At 71.6% G+C, this 18,928-nt stretch carries 18 protein-coding genes and 1 pseudogene; 8 read left to right on the top strand and 11 right to left on the bottom strand.

All coding sequences use genetic code 11. The annotated features are described in order from the left end of the window. Both AB0927_RS20230 and AB0927_RS20225 read left to right on the top strand, forming a co-directional pair. A pseudogene (locus tag AB0927_RS20230) lies at positions 1-228 on the top strand (2-oxoacid:ferredoxin oxidoreductase subunit beta); the annotation flags it as partial. Between the two features lie 850 nt (positions 229-1,078). Then, positions 1,079-2,308 (top strand): helix-turn-helix domain-containing protein, encoded by a 1,230-nt coding sequence (locus tag AB0927_RS20225; protein ID WP_366669011.1) that lies wholly within the window; start codon positions 1,079-1,081, stop codon positions 2,306-2,308. Positions 2,309-2,672: 364 nt separating this feature from the next. Here AB0927_RS20225 and AB0927_RS20220 read toward each other — a convergent pair whose 3' ends face one another. Further along, positions 2,673-3,272, bottom strand: coding sequence for a TetR/AcrR family transcriptional regulator (locus AB0927_RS20220; protein ID WP_366669010.1), 600 nt, complete (start codon positions 3,270-3,272; stop codon positions 2,673-2,675). Positions 3,273-3,334: 62 nt separating this feature from the next. On the opposite strand from AB0927_RS20220, the gene AB0927_RS20215 reads away from it, so the two are divergent. Continuing rightward, positions 3,335-4,162, top strand: a complete 828-nt coding sequence (locus AB0927_RS20215; RefSeq protein WP_366669009.1) for an SDR family oxidoreductase — start codon at positions 3,335-3,337, stop codon at positions 4,160-4,162. Positions 4,163-4,362: 200 nt separating this feature from the next. Here AB0927_RS20215 and AB0927_RS20210 read toward each other — a convergent pair whose 3' ends face one another. From AB0927_RS20210 to AB0927_RS20175, 8 genes are all read right to left on the bottom strand, one after another. Continuing rightward, a complete protein-coding gene (locus tag AB0927_RS20210) occupies positions 4,363-4,554 on the bottom strand; it encodes a hypothetical protein (RefSeq protein WP_366669008.1) in 192 nt (63 codons plus the stop codon). A 122-nt stretch (positions 4,555-4,676) separates the two neighbouring features. Continuing rightward, on the bottom strand, positions 4,677-6,377 hold the full coding sequence (locus tag AB0927_RS20205; protein WP_366669007.1) for an FAD-binding protein: 1,701 nt from the start codon (positions 6,375-6,377) through the stop codon (positions 4,677-4,679). Between the two features lie 77 nt (positions 6,378-6,454). Then, positions 6,455-6,622, bottom strand: coding sequence for a hypothetical protein (locus AB0927_RS20200; protein ID WP_366669005.1), 168 nt, complete (start codon positions 6,620-6,622; stop codon positions 6,455-6,457). Between the two features lie 65 nt (positions 6,623-6,687). Further along, positions 6,688-6,843, bottom strand: coding sequence for a hypothetical protein (locus tag AB0927_RS20195; protein WP_366669004.1), 156 nt, complete (start codon positions 6,841-6,843; stop codon positions 6,688-6,690). Between the two features lie 303 nt (positions 6,844-7,146). Then, entirely contained in the window at positions 7,147-8,403 is a 1,257-nt protein-coding gene (locus AB0927_RS20190; RefSeq protein ID WP_366669003.1) for an FAD-dependent oxidoreductase, read from the bottom strand. Beyond that, positions 8,400-9,890 (bottom strand): NAD-dependent succinate-semialdehyde dehydrogenase, encoded by a 1,491-nt coding sequence (locus tag AB0927_RS20185; RefSeq protein ID WP_366669002.1) that lies wholly within the window; start codon positions 9,888-9,890, stop codon positions 8,400-8,402. Before AB0927_RS20185 ends, AB0927_RS20190 begins: the two co-directional genes overlap by 4 nt. 135 nt (positions 9,891-10,025) lie before the next feature. Further along, entirely contained in the window at positions 10,026-11,267 is a 1,242-nt protein-coding gene (locus tag AB0927_RS20180; protein ID WP_366669001.1) for an acyl-CoA dehydrogenase family protein, read from the bottom strand. Between the two features lie 31 nt (positions 11,268-11,298). Further along, positions 11,299-12,429: an acyl-CoA dehydrogenase family protein gene (locus AB0927_RS20175; RefSeq protein ID WP_366668999.1), complete on the bottom strand. Its 1,131-nt coding sequence runs from the start codon at positions 12,427-12,429 to the stop codon at positions 11,299-11,301. A 257-nt stretch (positions 12,430-12,686) separates the two neighbouring features. Here AB0927_RS20175 and AB0927_RS20170 point away from each other — a divergent pair, with 257 nt between their 5' ends. The 5 genes from AB0927_RS20170 (at position 12,687) to AB0927_RS20150 (ending at position 17,618) form a co-directional block, all read left to right on the top strand. Beyond that, the gene (locus AB0927_RS20170; RefSeq protein WP_366668997.1) at positions 12,687-13,091 is read left to right on the top strand and encodes a metalloregulator ArsR/SmtB family transcription factor; all 405 of its coding nucleotides are present in this window, start codon (positions 12,687-12,689) and stop codon (positions 13,089-13,091) included. 63 nt (positions 13,092-13,154) lie between these two features. Then, complete coding sequence (locus tag AB0927_RS20165) at positions 13,155-13,952, top strand: enoyl-CoA hydratase/isomerase family protein (RefSeq protein ID WP_366668996.1); 798 nt, start codon at positions 13,155-13,157, stop codon at positions 13,950-13,952. Between the two features lie 390 nt (positions 13,953-14,342). After that, the gene (locus AB0927_RS20160) at positions 14,343-15,197 is read left to right on the top strand and encodes a 3-hydroxyacyl-CoA dehydrogenase family protein (protein WP_366668994.1); all 855 of its coding nucleotides are present in this window, start codon (positions 14,343-14,345) and stop codon (positions 15,195-15,197) included. Beyond that, positions 15,187-16,608: a carboxyl transferase domain-containing protein gene (locus AB0927_RS20155; protein ID WP_366668993.1), complete on the top strand. Its 1,422-nt coding sequence runs from the start codon at positions 15,187-15,189 to the stop codon at positions 16,606-16,608. Before AB0927_RS20160 ends, AB0927_RS20155 begins: the two co-directional genes overlap by 11 nt. 77 nt (positions 16,609-16,685) lie before the next feature. Then, positions 16,686-17,618: a VOC family protein gene (locus AB0927_RS20150; RefSeq protein WP_366668992.1), complete on the top strand. Its 933-nt coding sequence runs from the start codon at positions 16,686-16,688 to the stop codon at positions 17,616-17,618. A 161-nt stretch (positions 17,619-17,779) separates the two neighbouring features. On the opposite strand, the gene AB0927_RS20145 is transcribed toward AB0927_RS20150, so the two are convergent. Then, positions 17,780-18,226 carry a MaoC/PaaZ C-terminal domain-containing protein gene (locus AB0927_RS20145; protein WP_366668991.1) on the bottom strand — a complete coding sequence of 149 codons (447 nt, stop codon included), beginning with the start codon at positions 18,224-18,226 and terminating at the stop codon, positions 17,780-17,782. A gap of 70 nt (positions 18,227-18,296) precedes the next feature. Further along, on the bottom strand, positions 18,297-18,821 hold the full coding sequence (locus AB0927_RS20140) for a MaoC family dehydratase N-terminal domain-containing protein (RefSeq protein WP_366668990.1): 525 nt from the start codon (positions 18,819-18,821) through the stop codon (positions 18,297-18,299). Positions 18,822-18,928 lie beyond the last annotated feature (107 nt).

The raw sequence follows: 18,928 nt of genomic DNA, 5'->3' as shown, positions 1-18,928 counted from the left end.
CTCGTCCACGACGCCCACGCCGCCACCCCCACCACCGCCTTCGCCCTCTCCCGCCTCGCCGACCCCGACACCCTCCACCACACCCCCATCGGCGTCCTGCGCAACGTCCAACGCCCCGTCTACGACACCCTCATGGCCGACCAACTCGACACCGCCGTGGACCAGCAGGGCAAGGGCGACCTCGCCACCCTCCTCGCCGGCAAGGACACCTGGACGGCCGTCGGCTGACACCCGCCCGCATTGCCCGGGTGCCCGGGCATGTGCCCGGATCCCGTGCGGCTGACCGAGTGGCCAATCCCCCGGATCCAGTGCTTCCGCAGGATCTTCCGAGGATGGAAGACCACGAGGCCCGCGATGCGGAGCCGAGGGTGTCCGCCCCCTGCTGCGGGGCGCCGAGGGGCAAGGAGAAACACCTGGTCGCGGCCGACGACCGGCAACGGCCCCCGCACCCCCCGCCCCGCAAGGAGCGAACGCCGGTATCCCGGGCTTCGGGACGTCGTCGCGGCCCGGCCGCGAGGGTCTCCCGCCCCCACGGCGGTACGTCCGTCCCGGTCGGGACATCTCCTCGCCGTTCGCAAGGGTGTCGGGTGCGCGGAAAAGTCCGATCAGCGCGTTCTCCAGCGCTTGGGCGGTGCGTTCCCAGGCGACCCCGGGTTCTTCGGAGCCCTCCGCCAGGGCACGCCCCCTTTCGGTGTAGATGTGGGTGATCAGGCGGCGCGCCATCTCGGCCCGCTCACGGCACACTTGTGGCGGGGCGACGCCCCGAAGGCGATCCCAGAGGGGACGCCGAGACTGTTGAGATGCGTCTCGTACGGGTGGAACGTGCCACCGGCGGCTCGCACCCCACCACCGCCGCCGGCCGTCCACTCTCCCGGCTTGCCCCGTTCGCCCTTCCGAGGAGGAGCGACGGCGTTGGTACCCTTCAGTCAGCGGGCCATACCGACCGGGGCCGACCCGTAGGTCCCGAGGGACGCCGCGCTGGAACGGCGACCGTCCTCGTCGGGCGGCGCACCGCACTGAACGCCGTCCGCTGAGCGACAGGGGGCGCGGCTTACTCCTGGAGGGAACGGAAAGCGTCATGTCGACCGAGGTGACAAGAAGAGAGGTTATCCGGGCGACCGCTTCCGAGCTCTTCAGCCAGAAGGGATACGCCGGCACGACCATGCAGGACATCTCGGCCGAGGCCGGCGTCCTGCCGGGAAGTCTCTACCATCACTTCCCGTCCAAGTCGGCGATAGCCGTGTCCCTCCTCACCAACTTCCGGACGGACCTGCTGAAGCTGGTCGACGAGTTCCGCGCCTCGGTCCCAGAGAACCTCCCCCCGGTTGAGCGCCTCCGCGCCCTTGCGACAGCGGTCGCCGAAACGAGCTTCCAGCACGTCGGGGCGGTGCGGCTGCGCGCCTACGAGGCCGCCGGCGGGGACGACTCCGAGCTGAACAAGGCGCTCGGCCTCCGGGCCCAGCCCCTCGATGTGCTGTGGACCGAGGTGGTGGCCGGACTGCTCCACGGTCCCCACAACCCGCGCCTGGACGCCGGGCTGCTCTGTTTCGCACTGCGCAGCCTGACCCTGGAGGCCGGGCTCGGCCACCACCAGGCGCAGGACCCGGCCGGCTTCGCCGAGGACCTGTGCCGGCTCCTGCTGGACGGCGTGCTTTCGGCGCGGCCCGACGACCGCGAGCTGACCGACTCACCGGCGCACGCGGCGGTCATCGACTCCGTCCGTGCCTGGCCGACCCGGGACCTCGACGACCCCCGCGAGCGGGCCCTCCTCGCCGCGCGGGACCAGTTCGCCCTGCGCGGGTACGAGGCCACCACCATCCGCGACATCGCCCGTGCCTCCGGTCTGGCGATGGCCACGCTGTACCGCCGGGTGGAGTCCAAGGACGCCATGCTCCAGGAGATCCTGGAGACGTACGCGGAGACGGTCCGCGGCGGGTACGAGGCGGCTCTGACCACCCCCGGCGTCACCGTTCCACAGGCACTCGACGCGCTCTGCCTCTTCTTCTCGTACATGGTCCGCGGCTGGCACAAGGAACACACGGTCGCTCGTCTCGGGTGGAGCCACCGGGACAACCTGTCGATCCACCGCTTCTACCTGTCCACGCAGCGGCATATGTCGCTGATCGAGGAGGTGCTGCGCCGCGGCCAGGCCATGGGCGAGGTCTCCCGGCGCCTCGACGCGGCGGACATGGCGCCCCTGCTGCGCACGGTGCTGTCCGTGCCGAGCCATCGCCACGAGCGCAGCGGACGCCCACGGGTCGCCCGCTTTCTGCGGGAGAGTGTGCTTCGGGGCTCCCTGGCGCACTGACCAGGACACGTCCTTCCGGGCGCGCTGGCCCGGCTTCCGTCCGGCCGCCGCCCGCTGGGTGGGCCTCGGTGCGCAGGCATGCGGGGCCGCGGCCCGGGGATCGACCGAGGCGCCGGTGGGGAGCGCGTTCCCGGGGCTGTGCGGCGAGGCGTCCGCCGTCGCCCTCGCAGCGACCACCCGGGAGTCTTCGCTTGCCAGGAAGAGCGCCGCAGTGGCGAGTTCGTGTGGCTTGCCGGAGCAGCGTCCGGGCCGGCGGCGGCGCCGTCACCGCAGCCGGCGGTCGAGACCGTTCACCGGCCCCCTGCCCCGGCTCCCGCCGCCCCGCCCCGCCGCGTCACCGCGACGCCCCCCGGGGAGCGCCCCCTCAGCGGCGAAGCCCGGCCAGCAGGAGTTTGAGCAGGTTCTCGGTACGGGCGAGAGAGTCGGTGTGCGTACGGGTGAGCAGCTGGTAGACAACCGAGCCGATGACCGCGTCGGCGGCCGCCTCCAGGTCGGCGTCCGCCCGGAACTCACCGCGCTCCACACCACTGCGCAGGCAGTGCACGAGCGCCTCGTGCTGCGGGCGGGTGTGATGCCGGTACAGGCTCTCGGCGGTGAGCGGGCTCTCGGCCGCCGCCGCCGTGAGGGCCAGCACCATGGCGGCGTGGTCCGGATCGGCGGCGGTCGTCGCGAACGCCTGGCACCAGGCGACCAACCGCTCGGCAGCCGGCGCCCTCGCGTCCCGGTCGAGGGTCGGCGGCGCCGGCGTCCGGGCCAGGAACGAGCTGAGGACGACATCGCCCACCAAGGCCGCCTTGGAGGACCAGCGGCGGTAGAGCGTCGGTTTGCCGACCCCGGCCGCGGTCGCAACCTTCTCCATCGACAGCCGCGCGTAGCCGTCCCTCACGAGAATCTCCCGGGCCGCGCCGAGGATCGCGTCGTCCGTCTGTGCTTCCCGCGGCCGTCCGCGCCGTACCCCCTGCATGAGCGGCATTCTACGAGGTACCCTCTCTTTACGTAACGGCACGTAATGCAAGGGGAGGCATCATGAGCGCCGAGGTGCTGGTGGTCATCGGGGTGGGAGGCATGGGGCAGGCGATCGCCGGGCGCCTGGGCTCGGGGAGAAGGCTGCTGCTCGCCGACTTCGACGTCGAGACGCTCGCGTCCTGCGCTGACCTCCTGCGGGGGCAGGGGCACGACGTCACCACCCGGCAGGTGGACGTCTCCTCGCGCTCCTCGGTCGCCGAACTCGCCCGAGCGGCGCAGGGCCTGGGCCTCGTCCGTCAGGTCGCGCACACGGCGGGCCTCTCCCCCGTGCAGGCCCCCGCCGCCGCGGTGCTCAAGGTGGACCTGCTGGGCACCGCGCTCGTTCTGGAGGAGTTCGCCCGGGTAATCGCGCCCGGGGGCTCCGGAGTCGTGATCGCTAGCATGGCCGGCTACATGGCTCCCCCGCTGAGCCCGGACCAGGAGCAGGCCCTGGCTCTCACCCCCGCCGACGCGCTGCTGGACCTGCCCTTCACCTCCCCCGAAGCGCTGGGGCAGAACGCCTACGCCCTGGCGAAGTTCGGCAACCGGCTCCGCGTCCAAGCCGCCGCCACCTCATGGGGAGAGCGCGGGGCACGCGTCAACTCCATCAGCCCCGGGGTGATCGCCACACCGATGGGGCAGCAGGAACTCGACGGCGAGAGCGGCAAGGCCATGCGCGCGATGATCGACGCGTCGGGAACCGGCCGGGTGGGCACGCCCGACGACATCGCCGAAGCCGCCGCCTTCCTGCTCGGCCCGGGATCCACCTTCATCACCGGCAGCGACCTCCTGGTCGACGGCGGCGTCGTCGCCGCCCGGCGCACCGGCCGCCTCGCCCCGGCCAGGTGAGCGGCTGAGTGGCGCCGGGGGCAGGGAGGGCGGGCGTCTCCAGCCTCCGCCCTCCCTCCTCCCGCCGGCGGCCGATCGGCGCTCTCACCCCTCCGGACACGCCGGCGTCGGGTCACCTCCGGCCTCGCCCGGCTCCGGGGGGACGACCCCCTTCTTCTCAAGGACCACCTGTTCTGGCAGACAAAGACCACCGGCGACTGTCACACGGTCGCGAAGTTCATCCCCTCGGAGACGGACACCACCCGGTCGCTCCCCTGCTGCCGTGGCGCGAGGGGTCCGACCGCGACCGGGACACCGGAGCCGACGACGCCGGTGGTGAGCGTCACGCCCTGCTCAAGTGTGGTGAGGTGCATGGTGCCGCCCTTGCCCCCGAAGGCGTCGGCCGGGATCACCTCCTGCCCGCGCGAAGGGGCAGATCACACCGTTGAACTCGCCATTGGCGATGCCCTGGCGCAGGCGCTCCTCCAGGGCGCGGGCCCGGGCGTTCGGTGTCCACCGTCGGCCGCCGCGCCGGTCACGTTCCGGCGCCCGGGCGGACCGTCCGGGCGATGTGGCGGGCTGCGACGTAGCCGAAGACCATCGTGTGGGCGATGCTGGCCCCGGCCCCCGGATAGGTGCGCCCCATCACAGTCGCCACCATGTTCCCGGTCGCGTACAGCCCGGGTATGGGCGTGTCGTCGGCGTCCAGGACCTGGGCGTGCTCGTCGCACACCACGCCGCCCATGGTGCCGACGTCGCCCGGGTAGATGCGGGTCGCGAAGAACGGCGCGCGTTCGATCGTGCCCAGGGCCCGGTTGGGCTTGTGCCCGGGGTCGCCGAGCGTCTGGTTGTACGACGAGGCACCCCGCCCGAAGTCGGGGTCCCTGCCCTCGGCGGCACCGGCGTTGAACCGGTCGACGGTCGCCCTGAGCCTCGCCGGGTCGAGCTCGATGCGTCGCGCCAGCTCCTCGACGGTCGGCGCCATCAGGATCCAGCCCTTGTCCACCCACTCCTTGGGTATGCGGCCCGGGATGGCGGAGGTCATGTGGCACAGCTTCGGCATACCGCTCAGCCACGGCACGGAGCGGCGGTAGGCGTCGTCGAAGACCAGCCAGCACGGCGCGGCGTCGTTGGCATACATCGCCTTGCCCACCTCCACATAGGAGTTGGACTCGTTGACGAACCGTTCGCCGTGGTTGTTGACCAAGATGGTGTGTGGCATCTGCCGGGCCAGGCTGAGGGTGGAACCGGCCATCTCCGAACGCGGTGCCAGATACCACACCGCCTCGTCGAGGTAGTCGCTCTTGGCGTTCAGGGCCAGCGCGGCCCGTAGCACCTCACCGGTGTTGCCGGCGTTGCCCCGGGAGTGGGTGCCGTCGTTGGGCTGGGTGTTCGCGGAGTACTTCATCCGCATCTCGCCATCGCGCTCGAACCCGCCCGCGGCGAGAAGCACCCCGTGGCGGGCGCGGATCGTTCTGCTCACCCCGTCGCTCTCGACCCGGACGCCGGTCACCCGGCCGTCCTCGACGAGGAGTTCCCGTACCGGGGTGTTCAGCCGGATCGGCACCCCCTGGTCCAGCAGGACCTTGGTGAGTTGCCCCGTGAGCGACATGCCGTTGGTGACGAGGTCCTGTCCGCGCAACCGGGAGAGCCGGGTGCGCAGCACCACCCGGGCGGTGGAGGCGAAGTAGCCGGGTGACCGGAGGAAGAGGGAGATCCTGCGCACCTCGTTGGTCTTGACCGCGAGCCCGATGGCGCGGGCCATGCCCGGATGGATGCGCTCACGCCACGGCCCGAGCTGCTTGAGGTCCCACGGCACGCCCTCGACGGAACGGCCGCGGGCGCTGCCGCCCTCGACGTTGTCGTAGTAGTCGCTGTAGCCGTCACAGCGGACCAGCTCGACGCCCTGCTTCTGCATGAGCGTGATCATGTGCGGGCCGGCCGTGAGGAAGGCACGGCGGCGCTCCAGCGACGAGGCGTCGTCGGGGTCGCCGATGACCGACTGGAGGTACGTCATCCCGTCGTCGAACGAGTCGGGCACACCCTCGGCCCGCATGAGGGGGTTGTCGGGCATCCAGATGACGCCTCCGGACATGGCCGTGGACCCGCCGACGTACTGCTGCTTCTCCAGGACCACCGCCCGCAGCCCGGCGTCGGCCGCGGCCAGTGCGGCCACCAGTCCGCCGCCACCGCTGCCCGCGATCACGAGATCGAACGTCTCGTCCGTTTCGTTCATCCCTGCCTCCCTGGTTGAGGATGTCGTCTGCCGGTGGGCGGCGGGGGCGCCGCGCGGGCGCGCCCGGCCACCCGGGGTCACCTGTCGGCGGCGAGGTAGTGGCCGATCTCGTGCTGCACGTCGGCGATGCCCTTCTCGTGGACCGCGGAGAGCCGGCTGGCCCTGTAGGACCGCGAGTGCAGGCCTCGTTGCTGCCGCTCGATGTTGCTCGAGTCCTGACGCGGGATCAGGCCCCAGTTCTCCACGTCGTCCTTGTCGAAGACGCCCTTGAGCGTTCCTCGCTCGGGCTCCTCGCCCTCGGGGTAGGTGGTCAGCGCATGGAGCCGACGCCGACCCCGTCGAGCAGTTCCTGGACCGGGGAGAGCATCTCGGAGAGCGGACGGGCGGCGGGGTCCATGTTTATCCAGGTCATTCCGGCCCAGAGCTCGACCTTGCACTCCTTGAGCGCGACGTCGGCCTGCCGCACCAGAAGGATCGAGCGAGCTCGAAGAAGCCCCGGTCGTAGTAGCGCTCGCGAGGCCCGAAGTGGGAGTCCTCCATCACGAAGGGCAACTTGGCGCGGTCCTTCTCGGGCAGCGGTCCTCGGCCGGTGTCCGGCTCGAGTCCGTCGACCCCGCAGTACGTCCCTGTCACCGTCATGGTCGTGGCTTCCTCTCACCTCGGTGCTCTGTCTGCCGTACTGCCCCTCGCACACGCCGCCCGTATTGATGACAGGCGGCGACGGATCGAGGTGTGGCGCGGGCGGCTCCTTCGGGCCGGTCGGGCGGCGTCAGGTGGACGGAAGGGGTGTCTCCCCGGATCCCTCGGGTTTTGCGGGCGGTCCGGCCCCACCGCCGTCGGGCTGTGCGAGGACCGCCTCCCGGTCGGCGCCGGCCGCGATCAGCGGGCGGTAGCGCACGAAGCGGGCCGGGGCGCCGAAGGAGGCGACCGCCGTCAGGCGCCCGGCGGTGAAGTACCCGAGCACGGTCCCGCGCACCGGGCCGCCGGCCGTCCCCTTCCCGTGCAGCGCCACCACCTCTGCCGCCGGATCCGGACGCCCCAGAAGCTGCACCTTCAGCCCGAACTGGTCGGACCACACGTAGGACGGCCCGGACACGGGCGGCGCCGTCCCCAAGATGCCGCAGGCGACCCGGCCCGCCTGCTCGACCGCGCTGGTCCAGTGCTCCTCCCGCCGATGCCGTCCGGTCGCCGGGTCCGCCCATGCGGCGGCGTCGCCCACGGCCCAGACACCTGGGGTGTCGAGCACCCGGCCCGTCGTGTCGCAGGCGATGCCGCCCCCGGCCAGGGGCACGCTGCCCGCCAGCCACGACAGGTCGGGTACCGCGCCGATCGCGACCAGGACGATCTCGGACGACACCGTCCCCCCGTCGGTGAGCTCCACCGTGTGGCGGTCCTTGAGCGCGCCCACGCCGACTCCGCACCGCAGGTCGACGCCCGCCTCCTCGAACAGCCGGGCCAGCAGCGTGCCGCCCTCGGTGCCCAGCACGCGGGCGCACGGCACCGCGAGCTGTTCCAGCACCGTGACGGCGATTCCGCGGCGGCGCGCCGCCCAGGCGGCCTCAGCGCCGATGAGACCGGCGCCGATGACGGTCATCGAGCGGGCCGTGCCGAAGGCCTCACGCAGCGCCAGGGCGTCCTCGCGGTCGCGCAGCACGGCCACCCCCTGGGGCTGCCTGGGAAGACGGCGGGCCACCGCGCCGGTGGCGAGGACCACGGTGTCTCCGGTGACCCAGCCGCCGTCGTCCAGGCGCACCCCCGTTCCCTCCCGTGCCACGGCCCGGCAGCCGAGGCGTGCCGTGACCCCCAGGTCGGCGAGGCCGTCCAGATCGCACAAGACGGTGCGGTCCTGCTCCCACGACCCGTCGAGGACCTGTTTGGACAAGGGCGGCCGGTCGTAGGGAGGGTGAGACTCGGCACCGACGAGGGTGACACGGCCCGCGTATCCGTCCGAGCGCAGCCTCTCCACCGTGCGCAGACCGCCGAGGCCCGCGCCCACCACGACCACGTGGTCCGGTACCGCCGTCATCGGGGCTCCTCCCCCTCGTCACGGTTCGCCGGCGGGGCGGGAGGAACGACGAGCCCGACCAGCTTCACGTCGAGGTACTCGTCGATGCCCTGGGCGCCGCCCTCGCGGCCCAGTCCGCTCATACCCAGGCCGCCGAATGGGGCTGCGGCGGCGGTGGGGTTGATGTCGTTCACGCCGACGATCCCGAAGTCCAGCGCCTCACTCACCCGGACCGCGCGGCCGAGGTCCCGGGTGTAGACGTAGGACGCCAGGCCGTAGGCGGTGTTGTTGGCCCGGCGCACGGCCTCCTCCTCGTCGTCGAAGGGGATGATCGCCGCCACCGGGCCGAAGGTCTCCTCCTGGTAGACGCGCATCGACTCGTCCACGTCGGCGAGGACGGTGGGAGCGTAGAACCGGCCTCCGCGCAGGGCGTGTGCGGTGAGCCGAGTGCCGCCGGCCAGCAGACGCGCCCCCTTGGCGAGGGCGTCCTCGACGTGCTCACTCACCTTCTTCAGCGCCGCGTCGTCCACCAGCGGCCCCACGGACACCCCCGGAAGGGAGCCCGGCCCCGCCTTCAGGCGCCCGACCCGGGAGACCAGCTCGTCGGTGAAGGCGTCGAGGACCGAGCGCTGGACGAAGATCCGGTTGGGGCTGATGCATGCCTGACCGGTGTTCAGGAACTTCACCAGCGCCGTCCCCTTGGCCGCGTGCACCGGGTCGGCGTCGTCGAAGACCAAGAGGGGCGCGTGGCCGCCGAGTTCCATGGAGACGCGCTTCATCGTCGCCGCCGCCCGGGCGGCCAGAGCCATGCCGACCTCGGTGGAACCGGTGAAGGTCAGTTTGCGCACGACGGGGTCGTCCAGCAGCCGTTCGCCGACGACCCGGGGACGTCCCGTGGTCACGAGGTTGGCGACCCCGGGCGGCAGCCCCGCCTCCGCCAGCAGTTCGAAGACCGCCACCGCGCAGAGCGGCGTCTGCTCAGCCGGTTTGAGCACGATCGAGCAGCCGGCGGCGACCGCGGGGGCGACCTTGCGTGTGATCATCGATATGGGGTAGTTCCAGGGGGTGATCCCGGCCACCACCCCGACCGGCCGACGCTGGACGGAAAGACGGTGGTCGGTCCGCGGTGACGGGATGGAGCCGCCGTACACCCGTTTCGCCTCCTCCGCGAACCAGGCGAGGAAGTCGGCCGCGTAACTCACCTCGTTGCGTGCCGCCTTGATCGGCTTCCCCTGTTCCAGGGTCATCAGCTCGGCGAGCTCATCGGCCCGTTCGGTCATCAGCCGATGGGCGTCCCACAGCACCTCCGCCCGTTGGTAAGCGCCGGTGCGGCTCCAGGTGGCGAACGCCGTGCGGGCGGCGGCAATGGCGCGCCCCGTCTCCTCCGCTCCGGCGTCCGCCGCCCGGCCGATGATCCTTCCGGTGGCGGGGTCGGTGACGTCGAAGGCACGGCCTCCGTCGGCTTCCTGCCAGGTACCGTCGATGAACAGGGTGTCTGCGTCGCGCACGCGCCCTCCACTGGCTGTCGTGGTCATCCGTCCCGGGGGCAGCGACCCCGGCGCCCCCGGTCGGCCCTCCCTTGGTTCGCCGTCGCCCGCCGGCGTGCATGTCGTAAGCCGGAACCGCCGGCCGGGCCGGGTCGGTCAGTTGCCCCGCCTGACCTCGCGGAAGGGAACGCCCCGGTCGGGCGCGTGCTCACGGGGCATGCCGAGCATCCGTTCGCTGATGATGTTGCGTGCGATCTCGGTGCTGCCGCCGCCGAGGCTGCCTCCCTGACGCATGAGGTAGCCGATGCCGGCCCAGCCCTCGGTGCCGGGGGTCCCCCCGTCACCCGTGGCGACCGCCGATCCGGCGATCCGCAGCCCCAGATCGGCGCTGAGGTGGCCCACCTCGGCGTGGAGCAGCCGCAGCATGGAGGAGGCCGACGGGGGCAGCGTCCCCGCGGTTATGGCCCCGGACACCCGTTCCACCGTCTGCTGGTGCACGGTGGTCAGTGCGAGGTACTCCCCCAGCAGCTCACGCACGAAGGGGTCGTCGTCGGCGCCGACGGCCCGGGCCACCTGGTCGGGGGCGGGGTAGGAGCGGGTACGCACGGAACGCCGGCCGCTGATGTAGGGGGAACCGCCGCCCACCGCGCTGCGCTCATGGAAGAGCTGCCGGGAGGCGACCGTCCAGCCGTCGCCGACCTCGCCGACCACGGACGAGTGCGGCAGCCTCACGTCGTCGAAGAATTCCTCGCAGAACTCTCGCGAGCCGTTGACCATGCGGACCCGGTTCATCGTCAGACCCGGGGCGTCCAGCGGGACGAGGAACATGGTGAGCCCCTGGTGCTTGGGGGCGTCCCAGTCCGTCCTGGCCAGGCAGAGCCCCCAGTCCGCCGCATAGGCCGAAGTGCTCCAGGTCTTGGCGCCGTTGAGCACCCAGCCGTCACCGTCAGGTTCGGCCCGGGTGATGAGGCCGGCCAGGTCGGAGCCGCCACTCGGCTCCGACAACAGCTGGCACATGATCTCCTCTCCCCTGATGGCCGCACCGATCCGCTCTCGCTTCTGCTCCTCGGATCCCGTCTCCAGCAGGGTGGCGGCGCAGATCGCGAAGGAGGGCACGTTGAGCAGCAACGGCAGCTCGTACCCCTCGCTCTCCTCGGTGAAGGCCTTTTGGTACTCCTCGCCGAGGCCGAGGCCGCCGTACTCGGTGGGGAAGCAGATCCCCGCGAAGCCGCCCTCGTACAAGGTCTTCTGCAGTTCGCGGGCGCGCTCCCACTCGTGGCTGTCATCCTCGACGGTGTCCGCCGCCACGCGGTCGAGCCGGCGGGGCAGGGTGGCGGCCAGCCAGTCACGCGCCCTGGCGCGGAACGCCTCGACACTCTCGTTGGGGTCCTGGGTCATGCGGATCAGTCCTTTGCCGCGGCGGAAGCGTTCACGATCGGGAGGCGAGAGCGGCCAGCCGCAGCCGGTGGTCCCGCACGGTGCCGTAGTGCGCCTGGTCGAGGACGACCCGGCGCAGATGGAGGTGGAGGTCGTGCTCCCAGGTGACACCGATGCCGCCGTGCAACTGCACGCAGTCCTGAAGGATCACCGGGGCTTTGGCCCCGACGAAGGACTTGGCGACGCTGACCAGCGTGTCGGCCTGCGGCGAACGTTCCTGTACGGCGGTGGCGGCGGCCTGGGTCGTGGCGTGGCACGCCTCCAGCCAGGTGCGCATGTCGGCGAACCGGTGCTTGAGCGCCTGGTAGGAGGCGAGGGGCCGGCCGAAGCTGTAACGGTCCTCAGCCCACCGGACGGTGAGGGCGAAGACGGTGTCCACCGCAGCACACATCTCGGAGCACTGGATCACCAGCGCGATCTGCACCTGGCGCTCCACCACGGCGTCGGCGCCAGCAGCGCCCACCAGGGCGTCCGCGTCGACCCGGACACCCTCGAACCGGACCTGGCCGAAGGTACGGGAGAGGTCCACGGACCACTGCGGGGCGACCGTCACACCTTCCGCGTCGGCCGGGACCAGCAACTGGACGGTGCCGTCGGGCGTCCGGGCGGTGACGAGCAGGAGGTCCGCCTGATCGGCCTCCTGCACCCGGTCCTTCACGCCGTCGAGGACGAACCCGCCGTCGACGGGGGCGGCGGTCAGCCCAGGTTCGAGCGGCGTGAACTCCCCGCCGGGCTCGTAGACCGCCCAGGTCGCCACGGACTCCCCCGAGACGAGCGCCTCGATGTCCGCCGAGTGGTCGGGGCCCGTCCCCTGCGCCTCGACCAGGCCCGCGAGGACGATGTTGACGGGGAGGAGCGGCCCGGGTGCGACGCCGGTCCCCAGTTCCTCGGCGAGGAGGCTCAGGTCCCGGACGCCTTCGCCCGAGACGCTCCCCCCGCCGAGTTCCTCGGGCACGACGGCCGCGGCCCAGCCGAGTTCCGCACCCCTGCGCCACCACTCCTTGCTCCACCGCGGCTCCCCGTCCCGGAGGGCGCGGAGCTGATCGAGAGAGTGCTCCTTCGCCAACAGCCCTCTGGCCGATGACTGGAAGAGCTTCTGGTCGGGCGACAGCACGAGTTGCATGGAGGGTCCTCTCACCTCAGCCCTGGAACGCCTTCACTGAACACGGGCCGTTAATACTTGTCAATATTTCGAACAATGAAGCGCGGACAGCGCCGCCGGGGATCCGGAAACCGTCGGCCGAGCCGAGGCGGCGGTGGCAATCACGCCACCAAGGGATGCCCGGCGAGAACGGTTTTCACCGGATTCGCCACTCCGGTCCCAGCCGGTAGCATGTGTCCACAACCGTCGAACGACCAGCCGAAGCGGGGTGGACCACCTTGACGTCCCACGACCCAGTCGACCCTCCGGTGCTGTTCAAGACTCTGGCCGACCCGATGCGCTGGACGATCGTCCAGGAACTGGCGGGGACGGACGGCGAGTACCCGTGCAGCCTCCTGGAGGAGGCGCTCCCCCTTTCCAAGCCGACCATCTCCTACCACATCAAGCTGCTCGCCCAGGTGGGGCTGATCGAGACGCGCAAGCGCGGCCGTAAGTACTTCTACGTGCTGCGCCACGACATACTGCAGGACGCGGTCCGGGCGCTGAGCCTCCTCATGCCCCAGACCCTCTCCGCCACGGAACCCGCGGCACCCTCCACCGCCGCCCGGACCCACGGGACGAAGGGTGCGCTCGGGACACCTCCCAGGGAACGGGACCCTGAGGCCACCCTCGTCACCTGGTAGCGGCCGGCGGCCCGGTAGCCTGCTCCCACTCGCCCACCGGCGCAGCGCAGAGGGGAACAGACCATGCCGACCGACTCCCGCGGCGACGCGGTGGTACTCAGCGAGCCCGCCCCGGGGGTCAGCGTGGCCACCCTCAACCTGCCCCGCGTCCGCAACGCGATGACCGAGGACATGACCCGCGCGTGGAATCGGGCCCTGGACCGGGCGGCGGAGCGGGAGACGCGCGTGCTGGTCGTGACCGGCGCGGGCAGTTCGTTCTGCTCGGGCGCCGACCTGTCCTGGCTCGACCAGGGCGCGGCCGAGGACGTCACCATCGACCGCCTCCGCGCCAGGATGTTGCCCTTCTACCAGAGTTGGCTCCGCCCGCGCTCACTCCCCTTCCCGGTCATCGCGGCGGTCAACGGCCCTGTCGTCGGTGCCGGCGTCTGCCTGGCACTGGCCTGCGACATCCGCTTCGCGAGCCCCACGGCACGCTTCAGCACGCCCTTCGTCTACCGCGGCACCCACGGCGGCATGGGCGCGACCTGGCTGCTGCCCGAGGCCGTAGGCGTCACCCGGGCACGGGACATGCTGTACACCGGTCGTGAGGTTCCCGCCGAACAGGCTTTGGAGTGGGGGTTGGTCACCGAAGTGGCCGACGACGTCCTCGCGCACTCACTCCAGGTCGCGGACCGCATCGCGCAGGCCGGCCCCATCGCCGTACGGCTCACCAAGACCGGCCTGGAGCAGAGCGCCGCCGGACTGCAGTCGTCACTCCACTGGGAGGCGCTCGCTCAGCCGGTCACGATGGCCACCGCCGACCTGCACGAGGGCATCGCGGCGTTCCGGGAGAACCGGGCTCCGAAGTTCACCGGCCGCTGACCCGCACCCAGGTCTTCACCCCCAGCGGCGGTGAGCCGACGAACCTCTTCCCTGATGGCCGTCAGGGACTGGCTGCCACCATTCCGCGATCTCATACATTTACGCTTTTAGATCTATCGACTACGCTCCTGGGGGCACACCCCGGCGGCACCTGGCGCTCGCCCACCGCTCCGCAGGCGGGGACCGCGTCACCCCGAGAACGACGGTAAGCACCGTGCCCGGGGCCCCGCACCGCTCGCCGAAAAGCACTGCCCCGTGTGTGGCCAGCGGGAAAGGCGCCCGGACAGTCCGGTCCCCCGGCGCCGGGCCCGGACCGGCTTCGTGTGGCCCCGCTCCGAGGACGAGTTCATCCCTCCGGCCGACGCCGGAGTCCCCTGTCGAGAGGTTCTGATGGACATCGAGAAGATAGCCGTGGTCGGTTGCGGCACCATGGGTGCCGGCATCGTCCAACTCGCCGCGCAGAACGGGCTGGAAGCCGTCGGTGTGGAGCGGGACGAGGCCGGCGTCGAGGCCGCCCGCGAACGCGTGGAGTCCGGCCTGCGGGCAAGTGCCGCGCGCGGCAAGATCACCGCCGAACAGGCTGCGGCCGCCCGCGGACGCTACAAGCTGACGACGGAACTCTCCGCCGTCTCCCAGGCGGACCTCGTCGTCGAGGCCGTGTACGAGGACGTCACCCTCAAGAAGCGGCTGCTGGCCGAGATCGACGGCATGGTCGGCTCCCGCACGATGATCGCCTCCAACACCTCGACCATCCCGCTGGTCGTGCTGGCCGCCGCGACGGGCCGCCAGGAGCAGGTCGTGGGCCTGCACTTCTTCAACCCGGTGCCGGCCATGCGTCTGGTCGAGGTGATCCGGACGCCGGTCACCCAACAGGCCTCCATCGACGCCGTCAGCGCACTCGCGACCGCCCTCGGCAAGTCACCGGTGGTCGTCAACGACGTCCCCGGATTCGTCGGCAACCTCCTCATCGTGCCGTACCTGCTGGATGCGATCAGGGCGCTGGAGCGAGGCGTGGCGGACCTGGAGTCCATCGACGCCGTCATCGAACTCGGGTTCAACCACAAGATGGGTCCCTTCCAGCTCAGCGACCTGATCGGCCTGGACATCGTCCACGACATGGCGGCCTCAATGTACGAGGAGTACAAGGACCCGCGGTATGTCCCGCCCGTCATGCTCAAGCAGTACGTCCGCCTCGGTCGGCTGGGGCGGAAGACCGGACGAGGCTTCTACACCTATGACGACTGAGCCCCTCGACGGTGTCACCGGCCGCCCCGTCCGCGTCGTCGAGTCGTGGGACGAGGGCCTCCGTTCCACCGATCCGATCGGCTTCCCCAACTACCGGGCCCCGGAGCCCGGTGAGGAGTCCGTGCGCACCTCGCTGATCGAGCTCGGGGGGCGGGCCGTGGTGTGGATCGACTGCGACTTCCACCGGTGCGGCGGCACCATGGGCGTCGTCGCCGGGGAGCGGGTCGTACGCGCCTTCGACCGGGCACTGCGGCTCGGCGCACCGGTCGTCCAGACCGTCTCCACCGGCGGCGTGCGACTGCAGGAGGGCATGGCGGCGCTGCTGCAGATGCCGCGCACCACGGCGGCCGCCGTGCGCCACGCCGCGGCGGGGCTCCGGTCTGCGGCCTACCTCTCGTCACCGACGACCGGGGGCGTGTTCGCCTCCTTCGTCTCCCTCACCGACCTGCGCGCGGCCGAGCCCTCGGCGACGATCGGCTTCGGCGGCCCCAGGGTCGTCGCGGAGGTCACCGGTGAGTATCCGCCTCCCACCTCCCACACGGCGGAGTCGGCCCTGCGGCACGGGCTGATCGACGCGGTGGTGTCGCGCGCCGACTCCTGGGCTTGGCTGGCCGCGGCCGTGGGGGCGGGGCAGGCGCCGCCCCTGGCCCTCCCACCGGGACGGCCGGACCGGGTGGAGCCTTCCCACCCGGCCGGATCCCCTCACGAGCTCTTGCGGGCGGCGCGCCGGTCCTCCCGCCCGTCAGGGCTGGAGTGGGCCGCCTGGCTCACCGACTCCTGGACGGAGCTCGCCGGATGCGACCCCGCGCTGCGGGCGGGGCTGGCGACGGTCGGGGAGCGGCCGGTCCTCGTCCTGGCCATGGACCGTTTCGCCGGAGCCCATCGGCACGGTGCTCCGGGACCCGGGGCGTACCGGCTGGCACAGCGCGCCCTCGAATTGGCCGGCCGGCTGAAGCTGCCCGTCCTCTCGCTCGTCGACACACCGGGGGCGTTCCCCGGCCCGGCGTCCGAGGCCGGTGGGCTTGCCGGCGAAATCGCCCGGACGCTCGCCCGGTTCGAGACGCTTCCCACCGTCAGCATCACCCTGGTGGTCGGTGAGGGCGGCAGCGGCGGCGCGATGGCGCTGGCGCACACGGACCGGCTGCTGATGCTGGAGGGCGCCGCCTTCTGCGTCATAGGCCCCGAGCTCGGGGCGGCCATCCTGCACCGTGACGCCACCCGGGCTCCCGGCCTCGCGACGGCTTTCCGCATCACGCCGGCCGATCTGGTCGGGCTCGGCGTGGCCGATGCCGTGCTGCCCGAGAGCGTCACCGGGGTGCGGACCGCCGTGCTGCACGCGCTGAGGCGGGCAAGGGTGGGAGAGCGCCGGACACGGCCCGCCCTGGTGACGGCCGAGGCCCTGAGCGGCTGAGTCCCGGGCCGCGCACCCGTGGACGAGGGTGCGCCGCCTCCCCGCATGTCCTGAACCTACGAGCGGTGGGAGCCGCGATGAAGAAGCGAGTGCAGCAGACCGGAGACCACGGCATCGGCCAGATGGTGCACGTGGTCCACATGTCCGACGACGTCCAGCAGTTGCGCCGGTTCTACGAGGATGTCCTGGGCGGCTACGTCTACATGGGGGTGGACGAGCCCAACTATTTCGACCGCGAGGACCGTTACGCGACCCTGCTCATGGTCGGTGACCTGTGCGTGGAGACGATGGCACCCAGGATGCCGGCCGATCCCAAGCTGCCGGTCGGCAAGTTCTACAGGAAGTTCGGGCGCCATCTGCACTCGGTCGGCTACAAGGTGGAGGACCTCGCGGGACTCGCCGACCGGCTGCTGGCGCGCGGCGTCCGCATCGCCAAGCCCGGGGGCGGCAGTATCGAGGAACTCGCTCCCGACACGCACTACTTCTTCCCCAGCCCGCGGGACACTGCCGGGCTGATGGTGGAACTGTGCCGCACCGACATGCCCGGCGACCCCCGGGTCCAGGAGACCTGGTCCTCGCTGGAGGGCATGTGGCGCAACCACCCGCTGACCCTGGACCGGTTCTCTTACGTCACCCTGGGCGTACGCGACCTGGAGTCCGCGGTCAGCGTCTACGTTGACGTGATGCAGGCCGTGCCGGTCCAGACCGGCGTGGACGAGGACCTGGCAGCGCGGTACGCCACGCTCCAGCTCGGCGACTGCCTCCTCCAGCTCGCGGAGCCGTCGGGCGCCGACTCCTCCCTCGGACGGCATGTCGAGCGCTGGGGAAACATGATCTACAGCCTTCGGTTCCGGGTGCGCGACCTCGACTCGGCGGAGAGCTGGCTCAACAAGAACGCCGTGCGCACCACCCGGGTCCGCCCCGAGCTGTTCGTCACCGAGGTGGAGGACACGTTCGGGGCTCCGATGTTCTTCAGCACCGAGGACATCGAGGGAGATCCGTTCGCCTGACGTGTTTCGGGGTCCGCCCGGCTCGCTTGCGGCGTCCGCCGCGGAGCCGGGCGTCTTCGGTGCGGCCACCGGTCACACGCGGCGGCACGCCGGGGGGAAGGCGGCCCGCCGTCCAGTGTGGAGGCCGTTCCGCCGGGAGCCGGCCAGGGCCGACGGTGGTGTCACCCGCGGGGGCCGTTGAGGACGACGTCCGCCGTCCCCGTGACGAGCCGCTCCCCCGTCTGCCTGTCCGCCCAGATCTCCAGCCGCAGCGTCTCCGCACCGTCCTCAGCCCTCTCGCGGGCGAGGACGGTGCCCGCGCAGCTGATCTCGTCGCCCTTGAGCGCGGGAGCATGGAAGCGGCAGGACAGGCCGGCGAGGCGGCCCCGGCCGTCCAGCCAGGCCTCGAGCATCGCGTGGAACCAGGCGTGGATCAGGTTTCCCATCCCGATGGCCCCCGGATAGCCTGCGGCCCGCCCGGCCTCGTCGTCCATGTGGATGGCCACGAACTCGTCGTTCACCGCCGCGTACCGGTTCCAGGCCTCCAGTCCGGCCTCGCGGACGAAGGGCGGGACGGGGGAACCGGTCGTGAACTCGTCTTCCCGAGTGGGCTGTACTGCGTTGACCATGCGAGTGGGCCTCTCCGGCGTTCGGTGGCCGCGGGTGCGGGTGTGTGCCCGGCCCGCGGTGGCGATCGGGTCAGTAACGGATGAGCGTCATGCGGAGCGTCTTGACCAGCCGACCTTCCTGGTTGGTCCACGTGGTGGCCACCTCGGTCAGCAGCATGGTGCCGAGCCGGCCCTGCTTCTCCTCGTAGCCGGCGACGGCGGACTGCGCGGTGATGACGTGCCCGGGACGCATCCGAGCCGTGCCGTAGTCGACGCGAAGGCCGCCGTTCAGCGCCCGCCGCAGATTCGGCGGCGTGACCCCGAGCCGGTGCTCCATGGCGCCGGAGTTCTTGTACGCCTCATCGAGTTCCAGGGCCCCGGGATCCGGGATCTGCTCCGCGCAACCCCAGGCGAACGGGTTGAAGTCGTACGGGGCCAACAGGTCGCCGTCTTCCGCGGCGGGATCGGTGTACCGAACCGGGGCGGGCCGGGGGTGGTGCACCGCCCGGGCCCACTTTCGGATGTCCGAGGCGCTCACGGGGTACGAGATGCGGCGGGCGTAGGGACTGCCGATCAGGTCCCGCATGTCGTGGCGGATCAGGGTGTTCTCACTCATGCCGGCTCGCCTTCCCTATCCAGCGGACGGAATTGGTCCGGGCCGCCGAGACACTTCGATATATCGACATCCTTCACATCATCGCTTGACGCGGCGCGGCGGACAAG

It is taken from the genome of Streptomyces sp. NPDC048106 (assembly GCF_040706415.1).
Lineage (GTDB): Bacteria > Actinomycetota > Actinomycetes > Streptomycetales > Streptomycetaceae > Streptomyces.
Note: the sequence above shows the minus strand (reverse complement) of the source record. Positions and strands in the feature narration are given on the sequence as shown.